Here is a 26,769-nt window from a genome sequence, read left to right as displayed (position 1 = left end):
CACCTCTCATTCCGATACATTTATAATGAAATTTCTAAATTACCATCAAAGAAATAAAGAATTTTCTCCTCTAATTTTCTGTTTGTTAAACGTTCTACTGCTTTTGCATATAACGCTATTTGAGTTTCATAGCGCTTTTTCAATATAGGTACAGCTGCTTCAAGACCGTCTGTATATCTGCCTTGCACTCTATCTGTTTTATAATCTAGTAAATATAGTTTTCCATCCGTTTCAAACAAACAGTCAATCATCCCTTGAATAAGGACAGGCTCCCCCTCTGCATCAATATGGCTGTATACCTCTTTAACAGGTAACACCATACTAAATGACACTTCTCGTTTCACCCAGTCCGCTTTCCGCAGCTTTTGACCAATAGAAGTAGAGAAGAAAGCTGCAATTCCTTCTTGATCAATTGACTGGACTTGTTCATTTGTTAGCAAGTCTCGCTGCTGTAAGAAATCGAGCAGCTGATGTATACGGATTTCATCGAAGGGCTCGTCAGAAGGAAGCGCAATATGCTGCATGACTGTATGCATTGCGGTGCCTTGCTCTGCGGCAGTGAGTGTTTTTTTCTTCATGAAAGCCGGCCGGTCATACATCGTGGCACGGGCTTTTCGAAGAGAAGAAGGAACACTATACTCATCCTGTATTTCTTTCATTCTTTTTATCTCGGAAACTGACTGCTTTGTGCCGACTTGTGAGGCCGCTAGGTATGGGTATCTCCATGAAAGTCTCTCTGCTACTTTCTCATCAGCATCACCATATTCTTCAACAGGCAGACCTTCCATCAAAGCTTGTACCACCTCGTCCTGCTGCTTCTTTTCAAGTGACATATCTTCTTTTAGAAGATCGGAAGCTTGAGTAAATGAGATTGTGAATGCTGATGGGTGTGAAAGAACAACATCACCTGTTTCTTCTAAAATAGATGACATTGCTTGGTGACGGATGAGAGCAGGGCCAATAAAATCTAAGTATGTTTTCGATTGATAACGTTCAAAATCAGGGAGGAGCCAGTCCTCTCCGGTTGCAGCATTTTGCCATTTGCTTAATGCCTTCACCTGATTTTTGACAGAGCCGACAAGAAATAATTTTTCCTTAGCCCTTGTGAGCGCTACATATAGAACTCTCAGCTCTTCAGATAATAGCTCTTTCCTCATCTTTTTTTTCATCGCCACAAGCGGTAATGTTGCATAGCTAATTCTCAGCTCTGGATGAATATATTTGCTTCCAAAGCCTAATTCTTTATCAAGCAAGTAGGACTGGTTTAAGTCCATCATATTAAAGTTTCTGCCGAGTCCTGCGGTAAAGACGACTGGAAATTCTAATCCTTTACTGCTGTGGATCGTCATCATGCGAACAACGTCCTCTGTTTCACTGAACGTTTTTGCCGCACCAAGATCATCTCCACGCTCCTGCATTCTTTCGATAAAACGAAGAAAACGGAACAGCCCTCTAAAGGCAGCTTTTTCATACTGCTTCGCTCGATCATAAAGAGCACGGAGGTTCGCCTGTCTCTGCTTGCCTCCAGGCATCCCGCCAACGTAATCTAGATACTGCGTATCGCGGTATACTTCCCAAATCAATTCCGCTACTGAATGATTCATGGAGAAATCACGCCACTTACGCAGCAACCTGAAAAACCGTTCTAGTTTTTTGCATGTAGGGTGATCTGAATGAGTCACACTCATAAATGCCTTCACAGCATCATAATAAGTGCCTTTTTTATCACTCGTGCGAATCAGTGCCATTTCATTTTCGTCTAAATGAACAATTGGTGATCTTAATACAGCTGCAAGCGGGATATCCTGATATGGATTATCGATGACTTTTAACAGAGAAAGAATCACAGACACCTCTGTTGCTTCAAAATAACCCGAGGAAAGATTCGCATACACAGGGATTCCCTGCTTCTTCAATTCCTCCATCATTTGCGGGGCCCAAGGCATGGAGCGAAGTAAAATCACAATGTCCCGATACTGCAAGTTACGGGTCATTTGCTGTTTTGCATCGTACACTTGAAATGGCTGCTCCACCAGTTCTCTTATTTTTTTAGCAATGACTCTCGCTTCTAGTTGTACGGTCTCTAGTTCTTCTCGCTCTTCGTCAGTTTCTGCTTCCTGTTGATCTAAATGTACAAGAAGCATTTCTGTCGTTGTATCTTCGCTTTCTGGATAACTAGCTCCAAGCTTTAATTCAGCTTGTTCATCGTAATCAATTTCTCCAACTGTTTCCCCCATCAGCTGTTTGAACAAAAAGTTCGTACTGTCTAACACATCTGAACGGCTGCGGAAGTTTTTATTTAAATCAATTCTTTTCCCTGTTTCTTCGCCGTCTGGTGTAAATTGTTTATATTTGTTTAAAAAGAGCATAGGCTCAGCCAGTCTAAAACGATAAATGGACTGCTTTACATCACCAACCATAAACAGGTTGCCCTCTGCAGCATGTTCCCCTTTAGATACAAGCCTTAAAATCGTTTCCTGTACAAGGTTTGTATCCTGGTATTCATCAACGAGCACTTCTTCAAACTGCTGTTGATAGTACTTGGCCGCTTCTGTTTCAATCAAATTTCCTTCCGCGTCCTGCTCTGCTAAAATGCGTAAGCAATAATGCTCTAAATCCGAAAAATCCACGATTGATTTTTCTTGCTTCGCTCTTTCGAAACGCTGTCCAAATTGGATGACAAGCTCCACAAGTGTTTCGACCACCGGCTTCATTTCAGCTAAGCTTTTCAAATGCTGGGCGGGACTGCGCATAAAGTATTCATCTTTGAGCTTTTCTAGTTGTTTTTTTGCTTGATTGCGTGCATCTGTGGCTTTTTCTAACAGCACAGGGTCATATTCGTCCCCTTTACATGTTTTGAGCCTTTTAAAATTGATGTTTGGCAAAAGCTCGTAAAGCTTCTCAAAATCATCTTGGTGCCTGATTAATTCATTGATCTGCTCTAAATCATCTATAAAATTTTCTGCTCTCGGCGCGGGGCCACCCGGTTCTTTTGATAGGGCTAGAGCTCGTTTGAGCAGTTCCAGACAGCTTCGAAAAACGAGAGAAAGATCCTCTTTGATATATGGGTAAAACGGTAATTGTTCTACTTTTGTTTGAGCATCTACATCATAAAGAGAAAGGAATGCCCTCATCCATTGTTCAGGTGAAGGATGAGATCTGGAAAACTCATAAATTCTCTTCACAAGCCATTGCAAATCTAAATCATGACGGTCAGAAGTGTAACGATCAACCAGTTCAAAGAACGCTGGCTTTCCAGCCTTATATTCATCCTCAAACAGTTCATCTAACACTTCATCTCCTAATAATTCTCCTTCTGTTTGATCAGCCAAACGAAAGCCTGGATCAAGGTCAATCTCATAGTAAAAGGTGCGCAAAACCTGCAAACAAAAGGAGTGCAGGGTGGAAATATTGGCACGATTCATGAGCGACAGCTGTCTTCTCATATGAAGGGACCCGGGGTTCTTAGCTAATTCCTTTTCAAGTGCTTCTGTGATCCGATGCTTCATCTCTGCCGCAGATGCATTTGTGAAAGTCACAACGAGCAGACGATCCACATCAACTGGATCTTCAGGACGGGTCATTTTTCGAATCAGCCGTTCAACCAAAACAGCTGTTTTACCTGACCCTGCCGCCGCCGCAACAAGGATATCTTGTCCTTCTGAAACGATGGCTTCCCACTGGTCATCCGTCCAAGTACTGTTATTCGGTTTTGGTATTTGCATACTGATCCCCTTCTTTTTTGATCCGGTCTATCACAACATCATCCTTTTCAGATGAAAGCACTCTAAATTCATTATCCTCTATCGATTCATCAAATTGGCAAATAGACTTAAATGAACAAAAGCGGCATGGTGTTTGATCCTTCAATTTATATGGATTAATGGCTACCTCGCCATTTGTAATTCTTTCGCCTGCCTCTTCAAACGTGCGCCGAACATGCTGTGTGAGTATATGGAAATGATCTTCACTTAAAACAGCAGAGTCAGAACGGAAAGACCCATCCTTTTTCAAGCCAGCTTGAATGACTTGTGATCTTCCTGATTCAAGCGTTTGATCCATTAGCTTTACCGCTTCTACATCTTCAAGCAAAAGACCTTTCATTTTAAATTTCTTGAATATTTCCTGCTCAATTTCATCCTCTGCAAGCGGAATCGGTGCTTGAATGAGCGGATCATGAATATGGAAATATAAAATGCCAGCTGGCGTTGCTTCTACACCGAGCCACTCCTTTGAATACGTAATCGTCAGGTCTAAGTATGTGAGCATTTGCAAGGCCAGCCCATAGTATACTTCTGCTAGATCAAGGCCTTTCTCACTCGATTTGTAGTCGACGATTCTCAACAGCAGCCCTTTTGAACCTTCTGCTTTATCCACCCGGTCAATTCTTCCGACAAGCTCCATCGTGCAGCCATTTTTCAATTTAAAAGTAAACGGCGGAAGTGGCCCTTGGCCGCCAAAGCCTAACTCAAGCCCAACGGGAGAAAATCCACTCACTCTTGCATGCTCACTTAATATAGAAGAGACTCGAATCAAGATTTTCTGGAGCTTTTCTTTAATATAAGCATGTCGGTTAGAGCTTAATAGGATTTCCTTTTGAAGACGCGGTGCAAGCTGTTCGATTGCATGTCTTGAATAGTTGACACAGTCATCCTTCGTTAGGTTTTTCCAATCCTTTTTTTGTTCAACAAGCGTATCTGAAATATGCTTTAAGGCCGAGTGAAACAGCTGGCCGATATCGGGTGCTTCCAATTTATAAAATTGCCGGTCCTTTAGTTTTAACCCGTGGGAAGCAAAGTGAGAAAATGCACACGCATTGAATTTCTCCATTCTTGAAACACTGCCTTGAATGTGATCACCATAAAGTTCTTTTGTGACGTTAGGTTTTAAGCGCTTCGCTCGATTTGTAAAAAACAAACTCGACAAGATGTTTTTTGATACATCCCGATGAGATGACGTCATCAAATAATTATAGACACTCCACCATACACCACTGATGGGGTATTGGCTGAGCCATTGCTGCAGCTGCGAGACAGTATACGATAACGAGACATGCTCATTCGCTACAAATTTTAATTGCTCCTTGTCATCCAGCTGTTCCGGGTCTAACACATACAAAGTATGCTCATGATTTGGCATAAGCTCCTGACAATACTTGATAAGAGGCGAAGGCAATAGAGAGCGCCCCTCTTCATCTGACACTGAATAAGACAGATACAAATGATGAGATGGACTCGACAGCGCCTGGTAAATTAAAAATTGCTCATCTAGCAGCCGTTCTTTTCCTGTCTCTGCGAGTTCTGCTCCTGCTCGTTTTAACCACTCCCGGTCATCCTCAGACAAAACACTTTCGTCAGAAGGACGTGCGGGAATAACGCCATCATTTACCCCAATGATAAACATACACTTCACTTGATACATTCTCGATAAATCCATACTTCCGATAAATACTTGGTCGAGTGAAGGCGGAATTAAAGCGAATTTTAAAGAGGCCAATCCTGTATCCATCATCTGTTGGAATAAAGGAAATGAGAGCTCCTCCTCACCGAGCATTTCAACAAATTCATCCATTAATTGAATAACAGCATCCCATACTTGTCCATGCTGCATGGCTTCAGCTAATCTACCTGCTTCTTCAGCTTCCAGCCTAGCCTTTTCAAGTTTATCAGGCACTTGTATTTCCTCTAAAAAGACATAGACTGCCTCTACCATGTCTTTTACCTTTTGCGCTTTTTTCAGCCTTTTTTGCAATTGGAAAAGCGGCGGTGCGATCCATTCCTTTACATCATTCAGCATCTGTTCCATTTCAATTTCTTGATCTGTTTGTCCAAAATCCTCATCTAAGGATTGGAATCGTCTGTAATGGAAACGGGAACCGTTTGTCCAGCGTTCTCCTTTTACACCATAAGCAATACAGTAGTTTTCAAGCTGGTCTGCCTGTTCTCTCGCTTTGTTTTTGGCAAGTTCGAGCGGAAATAAGAACTCTGTCTTCACGCAGCGAAACACGGCCTCATAACGCCAGTTTCCTTTTATGACATCCAAGCTTGAACGAATTAATTCAATGAGCGGATGATACTGCATCGATTCATTTCCATCAATAAAAAATGGAATATCGTAATCTCGAAAAACCTCTTTTAACGTATCTTTATAGTCGTCTACATGCCGCGCTACAATCGAAATATCTCGCAGTCTAAGTCCTTCTTCTCTCACTAAATGAAGAATTTCTCTCGCTACTCCCTCAATTTCAGCTCGTTTACTCGCACTTTTAGACACTGTGAGATGAGGGGTTATTTCCTGATATGGCTTCACCGGTCTCTGCTCATATTGCCGTTCTAAATAAGCAAGATCCGACGTATGAAGATGACGGTTATTTTTCTCCAAAATGTGCTCAGAAATGGACGCGCCGCACTCTTTAGCAAGCTGATAGAGCTGGAAATACGTTTTACCTGTCATACGAAATAAATCAAGTTCATTTGGCTGTTTATCATGATAGGAACGATCCACTGTGAAAGCAGCCGTTATTTTCTCAGCATGCAGCAAAAGCTGTTCAATGACGAGAAGCTGCTGCGGTGTAAATTGATAAAAACCATCTATATAAATGTGTGCTCCTTTTATTTCTTCAGATAAAGGAATTTGCTCCGTGAGAAGCGTCAAATAGTCTTCTGAGTGCACATATTCATCTTGTAAATGCTGCTCCATCTGCTGATAAAGAACATGCAGATCATGCAATTTCTCGGCTGCCCGTCTTTCTTCTGTATACTCTGAATGCATGCTCTGTAATGAAATTTTTTCAATATCCTCAGGCAGCATGCAGTATCTCTTGAACTCAGCCATCGTCTTTTCGATTTGCTCGACAAACCCCGGCTTATCACTCGCTTTTTTGAATACCTTAAACTTTTCTTTCTCCTCTTCAATCACTTTTCTTAAAAGCATCTGAATTCCTGTGCTTGTCACAAATTGCCGGTTCGCTCCACCAGTCTGCTGTAAAATAGACCAAGCAAGACGCGTGAAACTAAATACTTTGGCCCTGATCATCCCGCCAGCTTCAGACGTTTTTGCAAGCTCGTATTCCATTAAGAATGTCATTTGATCCGGGACTAAAAAAATGATTGGCGGACCCAACGGATCAAGCCGAAGCTGTTCTTTGATTTCCTCTAAGATTGCAGTCGTTTTTCCACTCCCCGATCTGCCTGCTAAAAACTGAATCTCCACGCTCCACAACACCTTTCTTATGTACTCATATTCTAGCGAAAATAAAAGTAAATAGCTATTTTCCCCTTCTCCTTCCTAAAAAGATATAGGCACCTTTCCTTACTCATCTCATATCATAAACCATCATGAACTCAAAGGAGGCTGGCAATATCATGTATTACGGTTATTACGACTACCCGCCATATGACATGCGCCAAAACACAAGAATCATTTCAGACCTTGAAAAAGCAATCAATGGTGAATATTCTGCGATCCAATGCTACGAAAAACTTGCTCAAAGAGCAAAAACTCCTGAGGCAAAAAAAATCATTCAAGAAATACGCCAGGATGAAGTCAGACACTATCAACTATTTTCAAAGCTGTATTATTCTTTAACAGGTAAAAATCACAAACCAAGCGTAACAGAACCTTGTCCAGATCAATTTAGAGAAGGGCTTATTTTCGCATTTAAAGATGAACAAAGAACGGTTGATTTTTACTTAACGATATCAGATTATGTCCGGGATCAAGGAACAAAAGAGCTGATGAAACGTATCGCTCAAGATGAACAGCAGCATGCTGTATGGTTTTTATATCTTTTAACGCACCATGTGTCTTAGATAGTCCTATTTTAATAGGAGATCGTATGTTCCGTCAAAAAATGAAATCGTCTTTTTGTTCATTCAATCTATCAAATAAAATACTATTCTCAATAAATCCCTCATCTCTTTCACTTTTTCAAACGTGAAAACGACAATTTGATAAATAAAAAAACTCCTCTGCCACAAATAGCAGAAGGAGTTTTTTTCATGATCGTTTAATGAAATTTTGCTTTATTGCTTTGCTGCTGATGTTTTAGCAACCCATCAATGGACAGCATCTTACTGCCGCTGAGTGTTAAATAAAGGGCCATGACAAGCAGCGATAGTTCAAATTCATAACCACCAACAAATCCTTTAGAAAAACCAACCGTAATAATCGCCACAGCCATAATTGGTACAAATAATGCTGCGAAAATACGTGTTCCTAGACCTAAAATCAAGGCGATACCACCGACCAGCTCAATTGTCTTTACAATATAGGCCATAAATTCCGGTACACCGATTTGTCCAAAGAATGCCGCTGTTCCTCCCAGACCTCCTTGATATGCCTGAAGTCCGTGTAGAAAGAAGATAATACCTAAAATAACACGTACAAAAAGTGTTCCTATTTCTTGATTCGTTTTCATATAGTGATTTCCTCCTGTTTTTACACTACATAATGTAATGTTAATAAGTAAAAAAAATTAGTAATTTAGGTTAAGCATAATCATTAAGGCCACCATGAGAATGGTTGATGTGACAATGGGAATGATGGGTACATTGAAAGGAATATTGTATGTTGGATTTAAGATCTTCTGTATTCTTAAATTCAATGCCCGATCTCCAAAGGATACCGCAAACTTCGTTTGTTTTTGAAACTGCGTTCTCTTTTTAATCAGCTTCAAAAGGGCTTGCCCTACTCCAAGCTCAGTGCCTGTCTGCCGAATCGCATAGTCATCTGCGATCACTTCACGAAAAACGGAATAGCTTTGTCTCATATGCTTTAACACTGGAATGTACCAAATGACTTTTGTGAGCATTGAGAATGTGAAAGCCTTTAAAGGATCATAGCTGTATTTGTGGTGTAATTCATGATAAACAACAGCGTCAATCTCCTCTTCATCCAGCATGTCCATGAGAGACGTTGATAAGTAAACCTTTGGGTGAAGCATCCCCATGGCAAAAGCAAGCGGTTCATGACAATGAAACACAATGATGTCATTTGCATATTTCTCAGATAAAGATTCGGTCGAGTGGTAATCGACTGCAAGCATCAGATTTTGCTTGAATTGAATGTACGTTTTGATTTGCTTCGTCATATAGAAAATCGCAAATCCCAGTGTGTAGAGGACTAAAGCATCTAGAAAATATTTCAAAGGAGTGAATCCATAGAATTCGAGAACAGATTGGCATACATGAATAAGATTATATGCTTGATTCCAGCCAAAAAAGCTTGAAAGCACGTAATAACCCATCTGATAAAAAATCGTTAAACCAATCAATATACCGCCTAAAAACAGCAGGCTCGATTTCATTTTATTCATTTTGCTGCTCCTCTTTTTTGGATGCCAGCCTTGCTTCAAGCACTTTGAGTAATTCAGGGTCAGCACTTTCAATTGCATCCACCATATGATTCACTGCCAGTGGACCAAAATCGTCCATCAGCCCTTGGGTAATCCATTTTGTCTGCTCATTTAGAAATTCTTCTTTTGTTAAAATGGGATTATAAATAGATGAACGCCCTTTTGTTTTCTTCTCGACAATTCCCTTTTCGGTTAAGCGGTTCAGCACAGTCATCACCGTGTTGAAATTAATCGGCTTCTCATCTGACAGCTTCTGCTGCACTTCTTTAATCGGCATACCCTCACCTTGATAAAGGATCTCCATAATCCTTCCCTCTAAAGGACCGAAAAAGCGATTCAATCCCTTTTCATTATATTTAAAAGAAGGAATTTTCATGTCATCACCTCACACTAAGGATTGTAGTGTAATTGAAAATGATAGTCAACAGATAACCAAAATAGGGGAAAATCGTTGCATATTACCTTGCTTCTTAGTAAAAATTACGAACCTATTTATATCAATAGGCAATCTGATTCTCGATAAGATAATCTTATGAAATTGGTAAAAAAATTCGTATTTTATTTATAGAGACTTTTGTATTATAGTGAAGATAACAACATTTCACTTACTGAACAAATTTATAGGAAGAAGGTTTACATGTGATGAAACAAGGAAACAGCCTTCGAACCGATCTCATTTTGATCGCGATAAGCGGTTTAGGTGGATTTCTTTTGTCTTTAACAGGAATGTCTATTGGCTGGATGATCGGAACATTAATCACGGCTGCATTTATTGCCATGCGACGTCCCGCCCTGTTTCAGCGTAAAGGAAACAACACCTTGCGTATCCACAGCAGATGGCTACTCCTTGGTCAATTTATTCTCGGAATCGAACTCGGACAGAAAATGAACATGAAAGTTCTTCATATTTTCACTGAACATTGGCTCCCTGTGAGTTTCATGCTCGTTTTTTCTATTCTACTGGCGATGCTCTCTGGCTTTGCCTTATGGAAGCTGAGTAAAACAGATATGCTGACCAGTTTTGTCGGAACAGCACCAGGCGGTTTATCTGCTATGCCAGGGATTGCCCAAGAGGTTGGAGCAAATACAGCCGTTGTCAGTCTCGTACAAACAACACGTGTATTAATGGTGGTACTCACCATCCCATTTACGGTGTTCTATTTAAATACAAAAAATCCAGCGGATGCAGCTGCAACCGTGCAAGGGAGCGCCTTTTCATCCGGCGTTTTCACCCTGTCAAATATCTCGTGGAGTATCGCACTTATTTTAGGTGCCTGGCTTATGTCACGCCTCGCGGTTCGTCTTCATTTCCCTGCCCCTTGGCTGATTGGCAGTATGTTAGGAGTTGCAGCTCTTCAAGTAGGTGCAGGTGCGCTCATAGGTCATGATTTGATTCCTTACTGGCCAGCACAAGCGAATATCGCGTCACAGGTATTTCTAGGTGCAACCATCGGTTCAAAAATGAATAAACAGATGTTTGTCGGGCTAAAAAACACGTTAATTGTGGCCGTCGTCAGCTCAGCTGGACTGATTGCTGCAACGGTTCTCAGTTCAATTGCCATTGCAGAGGTCACAGGCATTTCTGTCATTACAGCCATTCTTGCCTTTTCGCCTGGCGGTATTGCAGAAATGGCAACAACAGCAGTCACACTCCATGAGGATTCAACCTTTGTAGTAGCTGTACAAGTCGTTAGAATCATTCTTGTCATTGCGATGCTGCCACCGTTTTTTCGATTCTTACATCATGTCTGGGCAAAAAGACATCCTGAATATAAAGCCGCAAAATAAAAAAAGAGACGCTTTGCATGTGCAGAGCGCCTCTTCTTTTATTCATTCTGATTTCTTTTGACACCAACTACTTGATCCTTTGAAATCGTTCCAAAATGCCGGCTGTCGAAGCTATGTATTCGGTTATCTCCGATCACGAAGTAATGGTTTTTTTTGATTTTATCTTGTCCTGTGATAGCTTTCAGCTGAAAATCTCCTGTCAGGACATTCCCCATTTTATTTTTTTTCTGCTCTTTTAAATAGGGTTCTTTCCATTTTTCCCCATCGACAAATAACTGATCATCTACATACTTGATCGATTCTCCTGGGAGCCCAATGACCCGTTTGATCAAAATTTGATTTTTGGGTCCGTGAAATAACACATAATCAAACCGGCTAATTTTCGTGAGTTTTGGCGAGAACTTGTTGATTAATAATTCTGTTCCATCTGTAAATGTAGGGTCCATACTAACCCCTTCTACTTTATACTTCACAAACATGAAATTCTTTACCTGGAACAATAAGACGATGCATGTAATAATCATCAACCATAGCAATGGCTTCTTTTTCATTAAGAGCCTCCTTTGTCCTCACGCTTGCTCATTCGAATATTCAACCTATTTTCTACTCTCTTTCCAACATACCATAATAAAACGATAACTAGAACCGCAAAAACACTTCTTAACGGATTCTTTACTAAAGCAGAAAGATCATAACCGATAAAACTAATGATAAAGAGCATGACACACTTACCAGCTAAAGCAGCTAATGAAAATTGCCACATGCTAATTCTTGATAAGCCTGCGACAACATTGACAGCCGCAGAAGGTGTAAAAGGAAAGCAGAGTAAAATAAATAACGGACCAAATCCCCGCTTCTCTACCCAAAGCATCAATTTCTTAATGGAAGGGTGTCTGCTGATAAAGTTCAGCATTCTCATCTGTCCAAATTTTCTGATCAGTAAAAAGACAAGAATAGACCCTGCACTTGCACCGATCCAGGTTAATAAAAAGCCTTCCCAAAGGCCGAATGCATTTGCATTGGCCACCGCAAACGCCACAAGTGGTAAAAACGGAAGAAATGCTTCAATCAGAGGAAGCAATATAGCGACAATTGGTCCAAAAGCCTTGTAGCTTTCAAAAAATGATGTGATATTTTCATGAGTAAGTAGAGAAAGAAATGATGTCAACTTGTTTGACTCCTTCAAGGTTTGTCTACATTTCATTTTACATGGAAAACATAAAAATATACAAATGAATCCCACTCGCCCCCTTGAGATTGTTTGACTCATTCGATATAATAAACAAGAACATTTGTTCTATTCATAAAGAAAGCAGGCTTGGACATGACAAGACTATCAAGAATACAGCTTCAGATGATGGAACAGGCCATCTTTCTCCCAATGGTCATCTCCATCCTCAATCGTGATCTGACACACTTAAAACAACATCAAACATTTAAATTAAATGAACCATACATTCAGCTTGTGACCTCCGTGTTAAAGGAAGCACAGAAAGCACTTTACGAACTGAAGCAGCATTTACGTAAAGAAAACATGAAGGTACAGCAAATTGAACACGATGAAGGATTTACAACGTATCTATTTATCATAAATGGCTATGAAGAAAAGCATAAATACTTTAATCCGCGTATACGTCACCGGGTAGAGGAACTGCTGACTGGATATTTTCTGCATCAAGCAAATTAACTTCTTGCTGAAATGCGGCGTGGTACACATTCAAAGAAAAAAGCCTGCCGCGGCGGCAGGCTCCTTCTTATTTATGATAATTCAAGCTGTTTTCTCAGCTCTGTTCTAACTTCTTCTAATCCTGGTCCATCTAACTCAAAGTAATACACATTCCCAGGCTGATAATCATGGCCCTTTAGCTGAATCGTATCCACTGATTTCAATGAGCTCAGTAATGGAAAAAGACCGATGAACTGCTTCATGGAAAGATTGGTTGAGACATTATCACCAAGCGTATCAATGATGTTGTCATATGACGGGATCGAAGAAATCGATTTAGATTTTTCGAAGATGGCTTGAAGTGCTTCCATTTGGCGTTTTCCGCGCATGAGGTCACTATCAGCCTTTCTCGTTCTCACAAAGGCTAAAGCTTCTTCACCATTTAACGTATGTGTTCCTGTTTGCACATGAACTTTCCCTTTTGAATCCTTTTCCATTTGTTTTGCGATACCTTCATCTTTAATCGTTACGTCAATTCCATTTAACTCATCCACAATGTCTTGAAACGCCTTAAAGTTCCCTGAAATCACATAGTCTACAGGAATGTTCAACAAGTTTTCGACCGTTTTGACTGACAAATCTGCACTCCCAAACGCATGGGCGTGAGCAATTTTATCATATCCTCTCCCCGGTATATCCACATAAGCATCACGAGGAATACTGAGAAGCTTAATGGTTTTGTCTGTTCGATTCACCGCCGCCAGTAAGACCGCATCACTTCTTGCTTCGTCTACCGTTTCACCTGGACGGCTGTCAATTCCAAGCAGCAGCACCGAAAAGCTGTCCTTTCCTGGATCAAAAGCTTTCACACGCTTTTGCGAGGTGTCTCCTCTTTCTAATGATACTTGCGCCTTATTCGACGCTTTTGAAATTTTATAGTATGCGTATCCAGTCACGGACACTGCCATCACCATGACAAATGCCATGATAAACAGCACGGCTTTTACCCAAGGCCTTAGTCTTCTTTTTGATCTTTTTTCCTTCATCCTTTCCGAACCCTCACTCTATCTTAGTCTATCAATGTAGGTTCCACTATAACATATTTTGATGAAAGTTTCCTGCATGCAACATATTTTTATGAATCCACAATAAAAAAGCCGCTCAAGATGAGCAGCTTTCGTCCATTATTTTTGGCTAATTCCTTGTTTTATTTCATCAATCATGGCAGTGAATGATTCAAGGCCGCCGCCAGATAAATACCACATGTCAGAGTTCAAATACACCACATGGTTGTTTTTGACCGCTTTGACTGATTTCACATAATCATTCTCAACAAGCTGTTTCGCAGACGTTTCTTCTCCGATCGCTGCGCCTCGATCAACGACAAAAAGATAGTCTGGGTTCGTTTTGACCATGTATTCATACGAAATGCTTTGACCGTGTTTATCAGATGGCTCAAGCTTTTGATCTGCCGGTGTGATACCAAACACATCGTGGATGAGACCGTATCTTGACTTAGGTCCGAACGCTGTCATTTTGCTGTCGTTCGCCATGATCACCAGCCCATTTTTCTTTAACTCTTTTGCTTCTTTCTTTAAAGCGTCCACTTTTTGATCAATGGCTGCAAGTTCTTCTTTAACTTTGTCTTCTTTATCAAAAATCTTGCCTAAAGTTTTGACATTCTTTTTAAAGGATTCCATATAATTGGCATTGTCTACATCCATATAAATCGTAGGGGCAATTTCAGAAAATTCATCGAATGCATCTGCTTGACGGTGCTGGATAATGATTAAATCCGGCTTGATTTCTGCAATTTTTTCAAAGTTCGGCTCTTTTAATCCGCCGACATTTTCATATTTGTCTCCTTCATATTTAGATAAATATTTAGGCACCACTTGTTTCGGTAAAGCTGTTACATTCACACCTAGTTTGTCTAACGTATCAAGACTTCCCATATCAAACACGACCACTTTTTTCGGGTTTTTCTTGATCTTTACACCATCTTTATTCAGCATGTCTTTTACCGTGACGGTTTCCCCTTTTGTGCCTTCAGTTTTTCCTTGGTTCCCGCAGGCAGCGAGTACCACGATTGCTATTAATATAGTCATCATCCAAGTCCATTTTTTCATACGTAATCACCTCTTCATTTTTTAAGAAAAATATAAGCAAATACGCTCACCGCGAATAACTTCAATCGGTATGCGCATGTCATAAATTTGTTCAAGTGCTTCTGTTTGAATCACGTCGTCCACTCCACCTTCTTTAATGACCTGTCCATCTTTTAAGGCGACGATATGATCGGAATACACAGAGGCAAAGTTAATATCATGAAGAACCACAACAATTGTTTTCCCAAGATCTTTGACGAGCTGCTGAAAGAGCTTCATCATCTCGACAGAATGATTCATATCCAAATTGTTTAAAGGCTCATCTAAGAAAATATAATCTGTATCCTGCGCCAGCACCATTGCAATAAAAGCTCTTTGTCTTTGTCCACCGCTCAGTTCTTCTACATATTGATGCTGGATATCGGCAAGCTTCATGTATTGGAGGGACACATCAATCATCTTCTCATCCTCTTTTGTCAGATGACCCTGCGAGTAAGGGAAACGGCCAAAGCTGACAAGCTCCCGAACGGTCAGCCGCACATTCATATGATTGGCCTGCTTTAAAATACTCATCTTCTTTGCAAGTTCCTGCGGAGGGTATGCACTATATGGCTTGTCTTCTAAATAAGCTGCACCTGAGTCTGGCTGAATCAGCCGGCTCATGATGGATAAAAGCGTGCTTTTCCCCGCACCATTCGGACCAATGAGAGACGTCAGCTGTCCCTTTTTCACACTGATCGTTGTGTCGTGAAGCACTGTTTTTCCGTTATACGCCTTACTGACGCCCTTCATCAAGACCATGAACGACTCTCCTTTAACAGTAAATAAATAAAATACAGTCCGCCGACTAAATCAATCAACACACTAAGCGGCGTTTGAAAAGTAAATACCTTTTCTACAAGAAATTCCCCGCCTACAAGGGCAATCACGCTGATAAAAAAAGAGCCTAATAGCAAGTATGTATGCCGGTATGTCCGAAAAAGCTCTCGTGCGACGTTTACGGCGAGTAAGCCGAGGAACGTAATTGGTCCGACAAGTGCCGTTGCGATAGACACAAGGACAGCTATCACGATCAGCATTTTTTTTGTGATGCTGTCGTAGTCAATGCCTAGATTCACCGCATGTTCCTTGCCAAGAGACATGACATCTAATTTGGAGCGGAAAGTCCAAATGTAAACACACAGCGCCGCAAATAAAACAGAAGCAATCAGTAAGATGTCCGTGTTCATGTGATTAAAGCTTGCAAAGGATTTATCCTGTACGACCTGATATTCATTCGGATCGATCAGCATTTCCATAAACGAAGAAAGACTTTTGAATAATGTCCCAAACACAATTCCAACTAGCAGAAGTAAGAAAATGTGTTTATTTTTGCGTTTGAACATGACTGTATACAGCAATACAGAAAATAGAATCATCAGCCCAACGCAAAGGAAAAAATTAATATTCTTATTGACGATCATTAAATGAGTCGACCCAAACACATAAATAATCGCTGTTTGCAAAAACAAGTACAGTGCGTCTAAGCCCAATATGCTCGGCGTTAAGATTCGATTGTTGGTCAAAGTTTGAAAGACAACAGATGAAAAGGCAATCGCGCCTCCCGTTAATGTCATCGCAAGCACTTTCTTTAAACGGCTTGGGACTGTGTACGGCCAGTACCCCATTTGAAAGGTAATAAAAATTACGATCAACACGGCTGCAATGGCTGCAATTAGACATAATATACGTTTCTTATGCATAGCGTTTCCTCCTTAATAACATGTACAGGAAGATCGCACTCCCGATGATGCCTACCATGAGCCCAACCGATATTTCATATGGATAAATGATCACCCTTCCGAGCACATCACAAATCAGAACAAAAATAGCTCCTAGTAAAGCTGTATGCGGGAGGCTTTTTTTCAAGTGATCGCCGCGGTAGATCGAAACAATATTCGGAATGATTAATCCAAGGAATGGCAGCATCCCGACAGTTAAAATGGTGACAGACGTAATCATTGAAACGATCACCAAACCAACTGCCATCACACGTTTATACGTTAAACCTAAGTTGACAGCAAAGCTCTCGCCCATGCCTGCCACTGTAAAGCGGTCAGCATATAAATACGCAATGATCAATAGTGGAACGCTCACATAGAGCAGTTCATAACGCCCTTGGACAATAAGAGAAAAATCCCCTTGAAGCCATGCGGATACGTTTTGGATCAAATCATATTTATAGGCTATAAACGTAGATATTGAACTGACAATCCCCCCAAACATTAAGCCGACTAATGGTACATAAATCGTATCATTCACCTTGATATGCCGCAGGATTTTTAAGAAAAGAAGATTCCCAGCTAAAGTAAATAGAAACGCAATCCCCATTTTCATAAGCGTATTCGCATGTGTAAAAACAAGCATTGCTGCTAAAATACCAAGCTTCGCCCAATCCATCGTTCCTGCAGTGGTTGGTGAAACAAATTTATTCCTCGTCATGCTTTGCATAATAAAGCCGCATAAACTAAGGCTCATACCAGCAAGCACAATACTCACGAGACGCGGGAGGCGGCTTGAAACTAACGTGTGCACTTGTTCATCTGTTAAATGAAACAGTTCTAAAATGGACAGATCCTGTACGCCGACAAACAGAGATATACATGCCAAACATACAAATAACAAACTTAATTGATACAACTTCATACAGGTTTCTCACTTTCTATCAAGCTCTATCCGCCATAAATGATTATCATTATCAATTAAGCGACAGTTCATATATTATCACATCTAGTGAAATATTCAATAGCGGTATAAAAAAGACGAAAACTCAAAAAACAGCCTGCGGCAGCGGCTGCTTTTTCTCTTATTGAATATTCAATTGAAATTGTCCATTCAGTTCTTCTTCTGCTTCTTGAAATAACTGACGCAAGCTCTCAGCATAATCACCAAGAGCGTCTTTGCTCGTTTGAAAATTCACCCATGTCAGTTCAACTGGAAGAGTCACCTCTCCTGTCAAACAGTCCCAAAGGGCATCAAGGTTTTTCCCATAATAGTCAGGAAGGTGTAAAACTGTTTTTAGCTGGTCATGAAGCTCTTCTTGCGACCTGCACGCTGCGCCGTCAAGCTGCACTTTTTTCATGTTCATCTTCCCCTCTCTTGCCTATATTTTAAACGAATTGGAAGAGAAAGAGAAAGATGGACATCTTACTTTTGTTTCTGCCTGACCCCTGAGATCAAGAGAATGAGGCAGGCAGCCAAAACGATCAAGAGAAAGAGGGTTAACACGATCTGAGTACCGTATATATCAGCAAAGAGTCCAACAAAAACACTCGGAATACCAAGTCCTAAATAGGCAAACAAGTAATACCCTGCAACGGCTCTAGCCGCCTCCTTTTTCCCTCGCTCAACAATGAGCTGAAGGCCACCTAAATAAGTAAATCCATAGCAGGCAGTACCCGCCAGCATCGTTCCGGCAAGTACAAGGAAAATAGACCCGCTGCTTGCACCGTATAGTAAGAGGCCATATCCGCACGGAAGACAGATAAACCCCAAAAGGAGCGCTGTGCTGCTATTCATCTTGCGCACAAAGGGCTGCATCAGGACACCTGCCATATTAATTAAAAAGAGCGCTGGCCCTACCCACAATTCATAACCATTTAGTTTAAGCTGTGCTGGCAAAATTGAAATGACAAGGCCGCACACCGACCATGCGATAGCAATGGCTGCATTCGCCGGCATTGTTCCTTTTGGAAATCTTGGCATGTTCATCATCGGTTTACCTGAATCTCCTTGGACAGGCGGCACGAAAAAGAAGACACCCACAATGGTTAAGATCAAAAAAGCCAGCACAATCCAATAGCTAAGCGGCGTGAGGGACACACGCTGAAAAGAAAGAAGTGCCGTAAAAAGAGCACCGCCCCCAAATCCAACCGAACTGCATAGTGCAATAAAAGTTGGAATCCAGCCTGACTTCTCTGGATATAAAGCAATCAAATATGCGGTGCATGTTCCAACACTAAGACCAAGTCCGACACCTTGCAAGAGCCGGGCAGCAAAGAGCATCTGTATGGAAGGGTGGATAATCATCAACAAGGTGGCACATAACGAAAAGCTAAGCGCAACCAATAAAATCGGTTTGCGTCCAACCCGGTCAGAAATGCCGCCAAGAAAAAGCAAAACTGGAATAAGTCCGAAGACATACGCGGCAAATACAAGTGCTGTTGCCGCCTTTCCGTACCCTGCGTGTTCTGCATACGCCGTATAAAGGGGCACTTGCAGATTCACAGCAATCGTAATCATAAAAAGACCAAGTAAAACGAAAATAAACGGGATGATGGATAAGTGTGCCGTTTCCTCTTTGGATGCTGGGATCATTTGACTCTCTCCTCTATGTCATTGCATATGAGAACAGTGTACACACCATTTGGCTTACTTCCTACATCCAAAAATGACACTATTGACCAGTCCATAATTCAGTGTCATCATCAACTTATGATGTGAAAACGAGAGAAGGTGCACGATGTATATTCATTTAGACCGTTCAAGCGCTACTCCGCTCTGGCAGCAAATCGTGACTGAGATCATTCAAAAAATTCATACACAAAAACTGCATCCTGACGATCAGTTAACACCGACAAGAGTGTTAGCACAGGAGCTTAATGTATCAAGATCAACCGTACAGCTTGCCTATGATGAGCTGCTGGCAAGAGGTTACGTGAGCACATCTAGAAGAGGCGGTACCAAGGTCATTTCAAGCGATCAATATACAGCTTCCCCTCCCTATCAAAGTGAACCGCCTTTTTCACCTCCGACAAGACCTCACTTTGAAGAAGCCGAAAAACAAATGGATCATTGGCTGTCAGCCAATCAATTTCATGAGAAGCTTGATATTGATTTTCGTCATCAGGAGCCAGCCATCGATGCACACTTTCAAAACATATGGAAGCGCTCGCTCATGAAAGCATTACAGCGATTAGATATGAAGGATTGGGGCTATTCCTCACCGCATGGATTATGGGAGGTGCGTTCAGAAATACGCCAATATTTATCTGTTGAACGCGGGATTGATGTAGAAGAAGATCAAATGGTGTTAACAGGTGGTACGCAGCAAGCCATTGATTTGATTTCACAGGTATTGCTTAAAAAAGGTGATACAGTGGCTGTTGAAGATCCAGGTTTCCCTGGGGCAAGGCTGTCGTTTATGCATCGCGAAATGAACATTCACCCCGCACCAGTTGATGAAGAAGGAATGGTGGTGAACACATTGCCCCGGCGAACAAAACTGATTGCTGTGACGCCCTCCCATCAGCGTCCAACTGGAGTATGTATGAGTGTAAACAGAAGGCAGCTGCTGCTGAAGTTTGCTGTCAGCCATCAGTCTTATATATTAGAGGATGATTTTGATGGGGATTATCGTTACCATGGCGGGCCGCTCCCTTCCCTATTTTCAGAAGCACCCGAGCATGTGATTTACATCTTAAGCTTCTCAAAAGTGCTGGCACCTGGCATCCGCCTGGCTGCCATTGTCGGCTCCAAAGCAGTCATGAAAGAAATTGCCGCACTGCAATCACTCATTCAAAGGCAGCTGCCCATTATGGAACAAATCACACTCGCTTCTTTTTTCAAAGAAGGAGAATTCACGCGGTATGTCAGGCGAATGAGACAGTTGTATAAAAAAAGACAGGCAGCCATGATGGAAGCCCTTTTGACACATCACTTTGACAAACACTTCCGTATCTACGGAACCGATACGGGCCTTCATGTCTTTTTAGAAGGAGCGCAAGACTTTGATGAAAAAGGAAGCATTGAGGCAGCAAAAGCAGCTGGCGTTGGCATTTATCCATTAAGTCCTTATTGTTTTGAAAGCAATCGAAAGGGATTACTGCTAGGATTCGCCTGTACGGACGAAAGCATGATTCAAGAGGGCGTTCGCCGTTTAAAGAAAATCCTTCACATCTAAAAAAGTCTGGAAGGTTTACTTCCAGGCTTTTTTAGGATGATTGCTGAATCTGACCTACTTCTTCCATAAATGCGGCTGTCTGCTGCAAGCCATCCTGAAAATGATGGGTAGCGGAAATAAACAGCTTTTCTTGATCGGGATGCTTCAAGAGCTTTTCCACCTTACTGATCCCTTTTTCAAATGAAGCAAGGCCTGTCTTTAATTGTTGATCGGCCTTTTGGTAAGCAGCTGGAACTTCTTGATGATCAAGCCCTTTTTGAATCACACGATCAAATGCTTTCGTCGCTTCTGTCAATTTTTTATTTGTTTGGATCTTTCCATGTCCATCTGAGATAAACTGACCGGTCATATTTTCATATGCTTTATTTAACTCATCCATATAAGACTGCACCCATTGTTCATAAGCAGCTTCTTTTGTGTCTTGCTTTGAAGGCGGCTGACCTGCTTGCTGACAGGCTGCTAGTAATGTCAAAGTTAGGATAAATAGCAGCACCAAATGTGATTGTTTTTTCATACAGAGCCTCCATTTCTTCATCCCATTCGTTCATATCGGTCAAATATAAGCATCCTTTACCACATAAGATTTCTTTTATTGTAACAGACAAGCTCGTGTCTCTTCTGTGATTTATGGATAAATGAATGAAAATATGTCTAAGGATTCACATTTCCCTGTCATTTCCCAAACAACCAATAGACGACGAGACATACGTATTTGGTTTCAATGAATTCTTCTTTATGATGTAGCGGCGCCTTTTTGCATTTCATTCATGCTGGATAAGAGGTCCAGCGGCTGCTCTGCCGCTGGCTTTTGACTAATATTTGTTTCGAAGCTCCCTTAATATAAAATCGTATACGAGATTGAGCTGCTGTTCTTTTGGATACAGCATAAATTCTTGTTTCTTCGGAAGACCTCCATCGAGACGATCTTGAAATTTCGTTCGGAGATATGCTGTCCGGTGCACCTGACTCTCAAATGATTTATATGAGACATCAAGTTTGACGGTTTGCTCGTTTGTAAAGGTGACCACCGTGTCTCCGAGGGATGATTCTTGGAAGGTATGAATGTATTTGTGGGAGATCCAGCCGCACTGAGGACGGTTGGATGAATAGGTTGGGAAAAAATACAGATGATTGGATGAGTCAATCACAATTGGGGGTTTGTGAGAAATTCCTGTTACTTCGTATGTTCCCGCCTTTCTGCCTGCATAGCTTGAGCCGAAGAATCTGCAGCTGCGTTCAATAATTTGCAGGGGCTTTAATTCAACGTAAAAGCTTGTCTCTCTTTCTATAACTTTTGAATATACTCTTTTTCCTTCTTCAACTGGAAGGACCGCCATTGTTGTTTGATTAATGACGTATGAATCTAAAGGTGTTTCACTAATTCCTGACACTTCATTTCCTCCTGTGTTAATATTTGGTTATTTTAGATACTATTAATCTATCACCAACATATAAGAAACGACAGGATTTTTTCAAAATTTATTAAAAATCATCTTTTTATCATATTTTTTAGTCCATTCGATCTATCGAAAAGCCATTTTTAAAGATATATCACATCCTGTCGATTGGACAAGTGGTGTCGATTCTGCTCAAAAATAAATTGTCTAAAAATTATAAATTCTTGTTGATTTTTTCTCCGCCAATCCATATACTATAAAAAAGGCATCGGGGGGATTCTTTATGAAAGAGAAAAAAACGTATGCTGAGCTCATGAAGTCCCGCAACACCCAAAAAACCGAAGAAAACGGCGTCACCATTTTAGACATCTATATTCAAATGGTTTTAGATGAGGCGCTTTATAAACAGCGCTTAACCTTCCTAAGAGAAGAGATTGATAAGGCACTGGATCAGCGTGATGAAAAGCGATTCAATGACTTGTCAGCTCAATATGCAGAACACTGCTTACATCAATCATGATGATTTTACTTGCGGCAGAGAGACAGTAACTCGTCTCTTTACCGCAAGTTTTTTGTTTATCCATTTAAAATGGTCCCGCCATTCACATGCAGCATTTGTCCATTCATATAAGATGAGTCTTCGCTCGCTAAAAATAAATAACTTGGCGCAAGCTCTACTGGCTCACCAGGACGTTCCATTGGGACATCTCCGCCAAATTCAGAGACTTCTTTTTCCGTAAAGGTTGAGGGAATCAGCGGTGTCCAAATAGGACCGGGAGCTACTCCATTCACTCTAATCCCTTGTTTAATGAGCGATAAAGATAATGATCTCGTAAAGGTAACGACCGCCCCTTTTGTGGATGAATAATCGATCAATGTTTCATGCCCTTTATAGGCGGTGACAGAGGCTGTATTAATGATACTGCTTCCTTTTTTTAAATGAGGAAGAACAGCCTTTGTTAAATAAAACATGGCAAAAATATTCGTTTGAAACGTCCGAAGAAGCTGATGCGAGGTAATTTGCTCAATGCTTTTTTGCGGATGCTGTTCCCCGGCGTTATTCACCAAAATATCAATGGAACCGAAGGCATCTTTTGTTTTTTTGACGACCTCATTAGAAAAAGCCTCATCCCCTAAATCACCTGCAATTAAGATGACACGGCCTCCCGCTTTCTCAATATAGTCCTTCGTCTCCTCGGCATCACGATGTTCACTTAAGTAAACAATGGCGACATTGGCACCTTCCTTCGCAAATAAAACAGAGACTGCTCTTCCAATCCCGCTGTCTCCACCTGTCACAATGGCTGTTTTTCCTGCTAACTTTTTATTCTGCACCTCACGATCAAAGACAGGTCTAGGGTTCATTTTATATTCAAGACCCGGACGTTCATTTTGGTGCTGAGGCGGTAATGTTTTCTTCGGCTGCTTTGTTGACACGTTAGTCCACTCCTTCCTTTTATCTTGTTTATTTTTATGTGCTGGCTGCTTTTTTATGTATGACGCCCCTGTTTCCTTTCAGATGTATGATTTTCAGCATTGTGGAAAAATTATACACAACAAATCATTGGAGGCGACAACATGGAACAAGAACATAAAGGAATGGAACAGGCAAAATCGTTATGGCTGGCGGATAGTCAGAAGCATTCTTTTCCTGCTGTCAGTGAAGATCTCACAGCAGATGTGATCATTGTCGGCGGCGGTATTACCGGTATCGCTGCGGCGTTTGAAATGACAGAGCGAGGACTAGATGTGATCATCATTGATGCCGAACAATTGCTGCAAGGCACGACCGGACACACAACGGCTAAAATCACCTCACAGCATGATGTGTACTATTATGAGCTGATTCAACAAATTGGGATGCCAAAAGCACGTTTGTATGTAGAAGCAAATGAGAAAGCAAAAGACCTCATCCAAGCTCGTATCAAAGAGCACGACATTGATTGTCAGCTAGAGATAAAAGATGCTTACCTTTATACAAAGGAAGAAAGCGGTGTAAAAAAGTTAAAGAAGGAATTAGATGCCTACAAACAGCTTGGTATTGACCGGGAATGGAAAACAAAGCTTCCTTTTGACGGTGACATCAAAGCAGCACTTGCGATGACCAATCAGGCACAGTTTCATCCCCTTCATTATCTCAATGCGCTAATCGACAAGCTCCTAGAGCGAGGTGTACGTATCTTTGAACAAACAACCGCTGTTGATGTAAAAGAAGGGAACCGCCCTGCTGTCGTCACAAAAAGCGGACATCATTTGACAGGGCGCTATGTCATTTCATGCTCACACTTTCCTTTTTATGATGGAAAAGGACTTTATTTCACCCGTATTCATCCAGAGCAATCCTATGTCGTAGCAGCTAAAACAACCAAACCACTCCCAGACGGAATGTACTTAGGAATTGACCAGCCTGCTCACTCTTTAAGAACGGCAGAATGGGACGGAGAAGAAGTAGTCCTCATCGGAGGAGAAGGCCATAAAACAGGACAAGGCGGAGATGAATCCGCTCACTATGAAGGACTAGAAACGTTTGGAGATGCCACCCTTGGAATAGAAGAAGTGCTGTATCGATGGTCGACACACGATATGGTCACAATGGATCAAATCCCTTACATTGGCCGCCTGACCAAACACCACCAGAATATCTTTGTAGCAACCGGCTTTAGAAAATGGGGCATGACCACAAGCCACGTCGCAGCCACTCTTATCGGTGATTTAATTGAAGGTAAATCGAATCCATACGAATCAATCTTTACGCCATCAAGACCTGTTACTGACTCTTTCGTCAAAGATTTCGTTAAAGAAAATGCCAATGTCGCTGCCAAGCTGATCAGTGGTAAATTCAAACGAACTGATCAAACAATCGATGATTTAAAACCAGGTGAGGGCGGCATTATCTCGTATGAACATAAAAAGTGCGGCGCCTATAAATCAGAGGATGGGAATGTCTTTCTAGTCGATACAACGTGCACTCACCTAGGCTGTGAAGTGGCTTGGAATAATAGTGACCGCACTTGGGACTGTCCGTGTCACGGTTCACGTTTTTCCATTACTGGAGAAGTAGTAGAAGGCCCTGCTAAAAAACCACTAAAAAGGTCATATAAAGAACAGTAAAATTTCACTCGTCCCCCCCTTTAAAAAATCCAATATTATCCGATAAAAAACATAAAGTCTGATATTTTTGATGATTATGGGGGGACAAACACATTGTTATTTAAAAAAGAACCGAAAAGAAAAAACACTGCTTTTTTCACACAGCAGGATGATGGGATAAAACGAATCAACTTCTCGAACAATACGGACATCGCGAAACAAATCAAAATGATTGACCTGACGCAGCATGACCTATTGATATTAAAGCAGCTCAATCCAATTGTTCAGGATGATATTGCACATATTGTTGATAAGTTTTATAAAAATTTAGAAGTCGAGTCTTCCTTGATGCATATCATTCAAGACAATAGTTCTGTCGATCGTTTGAAAAAAACACTCCGCATTCATATTAGCGAAATGTTTGCAGGCGTGATTGACGAAGCCTATGTGGCAAAACGCATTAAAATTGCGCAAGTTCATTTACGGATTGGACTCCAGCCTAAATGGTACATGGCAGCATTCCAAGACCTTCTGCTATCAATTATGGATTTATTCGCTAACCATATCCAAGATTTCAAAGAATATCAGACAGCGGTCAAAGCGACGACGAAAATTTTAAATTTAGAGCAGCAGCTTGTCCTAGATACATTCCAAAATGAATATTCTAAAATTCGTGATGAAGCAGAAGAGCAGCAGCAAGAGCTTCATACAAAAATCACAGAGACTTCAAATTCGCTTGCTTCGCTCTTCTCAAACACAACAAGTGCGGTCGACAAGCTTGTCTCAAAATCGGATGAGATGGCGGACATGTCACAAGCTGGAACACAAATTTCAGCACAGGTCGAAGAAAAATCAATCGGCGGTAAAAAAGAATTAGAAATTCAGCAAACACAAATGAATCAGATTGATGGCAGCATGACGAAGATTGAAACAGAAATTAAGCGTCTTGAGGAAATCGCCAAACAAATTGAACAAATCTTTGGGATTGTCACAGGCATTGCAGAGCAGACGAACTTGTTATCTTTAAATGCTTCAATCGAATCTGCACGAGCAGGAGAACATGGAAAAGGCTTTGCTGTCGTTGCAAACGAGGTGCGCAAATTATCAGAGGACACAAAGAAAACGGTTTCAACTGTATCTGAACTTGTCAACCATACCAATTCACAAATCGCCATTGTCTCTCAGCACATTGCGGACGTGAATTTACTTGTGACAGACAGTAAAGAAAAAATGACACAAATCAATTCACTCTTCGATGATATCGTCAGCAGCATGAACTTAAGCAAAAACCAAAACGGAAAAATTGAAATTGACCTTCAGACTTTCCTTAACGAATTGAAGGAAGTCAAACAAACGGTGTCTCAAGTCGCAAGCTCCGTCGAATCCTTAACAAGCCTGACAAATCGCTAATACAGTCTTTTTTC

At 41.2% G+C, this 26,769-nt stretch carries 24 protein-coding genes; 7 read left to right on the top strand and 17 right to left on the bottom strand.

Features of this window, described 5'->3' with window-relative positions; translation table 11 throughout:
• Window positions 1–20: 20 nt before the first annotated feature.
• Complete coding sequence (gene addA / locus MHH65_RS05165; RefSeq protein WP_098676795.1) at window positions 21–3,725, bottom strand: helicase-exonuclease AddAB subunit AddA; 3,705 nt, start codon at window positions 3,723–3,725, stop codon at window positions 21–23.
• On the bottom strand, window positions 3,703–7,212 hold the full coding sequence (addB, locus tag MHH65_RS05160) for a helicase-exonuclease AddAB subunit AddB (RefSeq protein ID WP_098676794.1): 3,510 nt from the start codon (window positions 7,210–7,212) through the stop codon (window positions 3,703–3,705). Before addB ends, addA begins: the two co-directional genes overlap by 23 nt.
• A gap of 152 nt (window positions 7,213–7,364) precedes the next feature.
• On the opposite strand from addB, the gene MHH65_RS05155 reads away from it, so the two are divergent.
• The gene (locus MHH65_RS05155; RefSeq protein ID WP_061109640.1) at window positions 7,365–7,811 is read left to right on the top strand and encodes a ferritin-like domain-containing protein; all 447 of its coding nucleotides are present in this window, start codon (window positions 7,365–7,367) and stop codon (window positions 7,809–7,811) included.
• 197 nt (window positions 7,812–8,008) lie between these two features.
• Here MHH65_RS05155 and MHH65_RS05150 read toward each other — a convergent pair whose 3' ends face one another.
• Genes MHH65_RS05150 through MHH65_RS05140 form a run of 3 tightly spaced genes read right to left on the bottom strand, consistent with a single transcriptional unit; the run spans window position 8,009 to window position 9,731 of the window.
• Window positions 8,009–8,419: a DoxX family protein gene (locus MHH65_RS05150; protein ID WP_098676793.1), complete on the bottom strand. Its 411-nt coding sequence runs from the start codon at window positions 8,417–8,419 to the stop codon at window positions 8,009–8,011.
• Between the two features lie 57 nt (window positions 8,420–8,476).
• The gene (locus MHH65_RS05145) at window positions 8,477–9,316 is read right to left on the bottom strand and encodes a M56 family metallopeptidase (protein ID WP_034282157.1); all 840 of its coding nucleotides are present in this window, start codon (window positions 9,314–9,316) and stop codon (window positions 8,477–8,479) included.
• The gene (locus MHH65_RS05140; RefSeq protein ID WP_034282159.1) at window positions 9,309–9,731 is read right to left on the bottom strand and encodes a BlaI/MecI/CopY family transcriptional regulator; all 423 of its coding nucleotides are present in this window, start codon (window positions 9,729–9,731) and stop codon (window positions 9,309–9,311) included. The genes MHH65_RS05145 and MHH65_RS05140 overlap by 8 nt, the downstream gene beginning before the upstream one ends.
• Window positions 9,732–9,997: 266 nt before the next feature.
• Here MHH65_RS05140 and MHH65_RS05135 point away from each other — a divergent pair, with 266 nt between their 5' ends.
• Entirely contained in the window at window positions 9,998–11,143 is a 1,146-nt protein-coding gene (locus tag MHH65_RS05135) for an AbrB family transcriptional regulator (RefSeq protein ID WP_034282161.1), read from the top strand.
• A gap of 38 nt (window positions 11,144–11,181) precedes the next feature.
• Here the strand turns inward: MHH65_RS05135 and lepB are convergent, their stop codons facing one another.
• Together lepB and MHH65_RS05125 are read right to left on the bottom strand one after the other, a co-directional pair.
• Window positions 11,182–11,694 (bottom strand): signal peptidase I, encoded by a 513-nt coding sequence (gene lepB / locus MHH65_RS05130; protein WP_098676792.1) that lies wholly within the window; start codon window positions 11,692–11,694, stop codon window positions 11,182–11,184.
• On the bottom strand, window positions 11,694–12,311 hold the full coding sequence (locus MHH65_RS05125; protein ID WP_098676791.1) for a TVP38/TMEM64 family protein: 618 nt from the start codon (window positions 12,309–12,311) through the stop codon (window positions 11,694–11,696). The genes lepB and MHH65_RS05125 overlap by 1 nt, the downstream gene beginning before the upstream one ends.
• Window positions 12,312–12,467: 156 nt before the next feature.
• Between MHH65_RS05125 and MHH65_RS05120 the strand changes: the two genes are divergently transcribed.
• The gene (locus tag MHH65_RS05120; protein ID WP_024425491.1) at window positions 12,468–12,830 is read left to right on the top strand and encodes a hypothetical protein; all 363 of its coding nucleotides are present in this window, start codon (window positions 12,468–12,470) and stop codon (window positions 12,828–12,830) included.
• A 71-nt stretch (window positions 12,831–12,901) separates the two neighbouring features.
• Here the strand turns inward: MHH65_RS05120 and MHH65_RS05115 are convergent, their stop codons facing one another.
• From MHH65_RS05115 to MHH65_RS05085, 7 genes are all read right to left on the bottom strand, one after another.
• Window positions 12,902–13,855: an LCP family protein gene (locus MHH65_RS05115; protein ID WP_024425490.1), complete on the bottom strand. Its 954-nt coding sequence runs from the start codon at window positions 13,853–13,855 to the stop codon at window positions 12,902–12,904.
• A gap of 138 nt (window positions 13,856–13,993) precedes the next feature.
• The gene (locus MHH65_RS05110) at window positions 13,994–14,938 is read right to left on the bottom strand and encodes a siderophore ABC transporter substrate-binding protein (protein WP_268413023.1); all 945 of its coding nucleotides are present in this window, start codon (window positions 14,936–14,938) and stop codon (window positions 13,994–13,996) included.
• 21 nt (window positions 14,939–14,959) lie between these two features.
• Window positions 14,960–15,718, bottom strand: a complete 759-nt coding sequence (locus MHH65_RS05105; RefSeq protein ID WP_034282171.1) for an ATP-binding cassette domain-containing protein — start codon at window positions 15,716–15,718, stop codon at window positions 14,960–14,962.
• A complete protein-coding gene (locus MHH65_RS05100; RefSeq protein ID WP_098676789.1) occupies window positions 15,709–16,659 on the bottom strand; it encodes an iron chelate uptake ABC transporter family permease subunit in 951 nt (316 codons plus the stop codon). The genes MHH65_RS05105 and MHH65_RS05100 overlap by 10 nt, the downstream gene beginning before the upstream one ends.
• Complete coding sequence (locus MHH65_RS05095) at window positions 16,652–17,602, bottom strand: ABC transporter permease (RefSeq protein WP_268413027.1); 951 nt, start codon at window positions 17,600–17,602, stop codon at window positions 16,652–16,654. The genes MHH65_RS05100 and MHH65_RS05095 overlap by 8 nt, the downstream gene beginning before the upstream one ends.
• A 160-nt stretch (window positions 17,603–17,762) precedes the next feature.
• The gene (locus MHH65_RS05090) at window positions 17,763–18,038 is read right to left on the bottom strand and encodes a barstar family protein (protein ID WP_034282178.1); all 276 of its coding nucleotides are present in this window, start codon (window positions 18,036–18,038) and stop codon (window positions 17,763–17,765) included.
• A 65-nt stretch (window positions 18,039–18,103) separates the two neighbouring features.
• On the bottom strand, window positions 18,104–19,273 hold the full coding sequence (locus MHH65_RS05085; RefSeq protein WP_034282180.1) for an MFS transporter: 1,170 nt from the start codon (window positions 19,271–19,273) through the stop codon (window positions 18,104–18,106).
• 145 nt (window positions 19,274–19,418) lie between these two features.
• On the opposite strand from MHH65_RS05085, the gene MHH65_RS05080 reads away from it, so the two are divergent.
• The gene (locus MHH65_RS05080; protein WP_034282181.1) at window positions 19,419–20,858 is read left to right on the top strand and encodes a PLP-dependent aminotransferase family protein; all 1,440 of its coding nucleotides are present in this window, start codon (window positions 19,419–19,421) and stop codon (window positions 20,856–20,858) included.
• Between the two features lie 31 nt (window positions 20,859–20,889).
• On the opposite strand, the gene MHH65_RS05075 is transcribed toward MHH65_RS05080, so the two are convergent.
• The gene (locus MHH65_RS05075; protein ID WP_034282182.1) at window positions 20,890–21,372 is read right to left on the bottom strand and encodes a hypothetical protein; all 483 of its coding nucleotides are present in this window, start codon (window positions 21,370–21,372) and stop codon (window positions 20,890–20,892) included.
• 298 nt (window positions 21,373–21,670) lie between these two features.
• Window positions 21,671–22,249, bottom strand: a complete 579-nt coding sequence (locus MHH65_RS05070; protein WP_034282183.1) for a competence protein ComK — start codon at window positions 22,247–22,249, stop codon at window positions 21,671–21,673.
• Window positions 22,250–22,538: 289 nt separating this feature from the next.
• Between MHH65_RS05070 and MHH65_RS05065 the strand changes: the two genes are divergently transcribed.
• Window positions 22,539–22,775, top strand: a complete 237-nt coding sequence (locus MHH65_RS05065) for an IDEAL domain-containing protein (protein ID WP_008348804.1) — start codon at window positions 22,539–22,541, stop codon at window positions 22,773–22,775.
• Between the two features lie 56 nt (window positions 22,776–22,831).
• Here the strand turns inward: MHH65_RS05065 and MHH65_RS05060 are convergent, their stop codons facing one another.
• Window positions 22,832–23,692: an SDR family oxidoreductase gene (locus MHH65_RS05060; protein ID WP_034282185.1), complete on the bottom strand. Its 861-nt coding sequence runs from the start codon at window positions 23,690–23,692 to the stop codon at window positions 22,832–22,834.
• A gap of 141 nt (window positions 23,693–23,833) precedes the next feature.
• Here MHH65_RS05060 and MHH65_RS05055 point away from each other — a divergent pair, with 141 nt between their 5' ends.
• Window positions 23,834–25,366, top strand: coding sequence for an FAD-dependent oxidoreductase (locus MHH65_RS05055; RefSeq protein WP_098676788.1), 1,533 nt, complete (start codon window positions 23,834–23,836; stop codon window positions 25,364–25,366).
• 93 nt (window positions 25,367–25,459) lie between these two features.
• Window positions 25,460–26,755: a globin-coupled sensor protein gene (locus MHH65_RS05050; protein WP_342497897.1), complete on the top strand. Its 1,296-nt coding sequence runs from the start codon at window positions 25,460–25,462 to the stop codon at window positions 26,753–26,755.
• The last annotated feature ends 14 nt before the right edge of the window (window positions 26,756–26,769 follow it).

It is taken from the genome of Bacillus sp. FSL L8-0654 (genome assembly GCF_038629965.1).
GTDB classification, from domain to species: Bacteria; Bacillota; Bacilli; order Bacillales; family Bacillaceae; genus Bacillus; species Bacillus safensis.
Note: the sequence above shows the minus strand (reverse complement) of the source record. Positions and strands in the feature narration are given on the sequence as shown.

Coding starts and splice junctions, on each gene's coding strand:
- addA (WP_098676795.1), bottom strand. CDS start 3,725: ATGCAAATACCAAAACCGAATAACAGTACTTGGACGGATGACCAGTGG.
- MHH65_RS05155 (WP_061109640.1), top strand. CDS start 7,365: ATGTATTACGGTTATTACGACTACCCGCCATATGACATGCGCCAAAAC.
- MHH65_RS05150 (WP_098676793.1), bottom strand. CDS start 8,419: ATGAAAACGAATCAAGAAATAGGAACACTTTTTGTACGTGTTATTTTA.
- MHH65_RS05145 (WP_034282157.1), bottom strand. CDS start 9,316: ATGAATAAAATGAAATCGAGCCTGCTGTTTTTAGGCGGTATATTGATT.
- MHH65_RS05140 (WP_034282159.1), bottom strand. CDS start 9,731: ATGAAAATTCCTTCTTTTAAATATAATGAAAAGGGATTGAATCGCTTT.
- MHH65_RS05135 (WP_034282161.1), top strand. CDS start 9,998: ATGAAACAAGGAAACAGCCTTCGAACCGATCTCATTTTGATCGCGATA.
- lepB (WP_098676792.1), bottom strand. CDS start 11,694: ATGAAAAAGAAGCCATTGCTATGGTTGATGATTATTACATGCATCGTC.
- MHH65_RS05120 (WP_024425491.1), top strand. CDS start 12,468: ATGACAAGACTATCAAGAATACAGCTTCAGATGATGGAACAGGCCATC.
- MHH65_RS05115 (WP_024425490.1), bottom strand. CDS start 13,855: ATGAAGGAAAAAAGATCAAAAAGAAGACTAAGGCCTTGGGTAAAAGCC.
- MHH65_RS05110 (WP_268413023.1), bottom strand. CDS start 14,938: ATGAAAAAATGGACTTGGATGATGACTATATTAATAGCAATCGTGGTA.
- MHH65_RS05105 (WP_034282171.1), bottom strand. CDS start 15,718: ATGGTCTTGATGAAGGGCGTCAGTAAGGCGTATAACGGAAAAACAGTG.
- MHH65_RS05100 (WP_098676789.1), bottom strand. CDS start 16,659: ATGCATAAGAAACGTATATTATGTCTAATTGCAGCCATTGCAGCCGTG.
- MHH65_RS05095 (WP_268413027.1), bottom strand. CDS start 17,602: ATGAAGTTGTATCAATTAAGTTTGTTATTTGTATGTTTGGCATGTATA.
- MHH65_RS05090 (WP_034282178.1), bottom strand. CDS start 18,038: ATGAAAAAAGTGCAGCTTGACGGCGCAGCGTGCAGGTCGCAAGAAGAG.
- MHH65_RS05085 (WP_034282180.1), bottom strand. CDS start 19,273: ATGATCCCAGCATCCAAAGAGGAAACGGCACACTTATCCATCATCCCG.
- MHH65_RS05080 (WP_034282181.1), top strand. CDS start 19,419: ATGTATATTCATTTAGACCGTTCAAGCGCTACTCCGCTCTGGCAGCAA.
- MHH65_RS05075 (WP_034282182.1), bottom strand. CDS start 21,372: ATGAAAAAACAATCACATTTGGTGCTGCTATTTATCCTAACTTTGACA.
- MHH65_RS05065 (WP_008348804.1), top strand. CDS start 22,539: ATGAAAGAGAAAAAAACGTATGCTGAGCTCATGAAGTCCCGCAACACC.
- MHH65_RS05055 (WP_098676788.1), top strand. CDS start 23,834: ATGGAACAAGAACATAAAGGAATGGAACAGGCAAAATCGTTATGGCTG.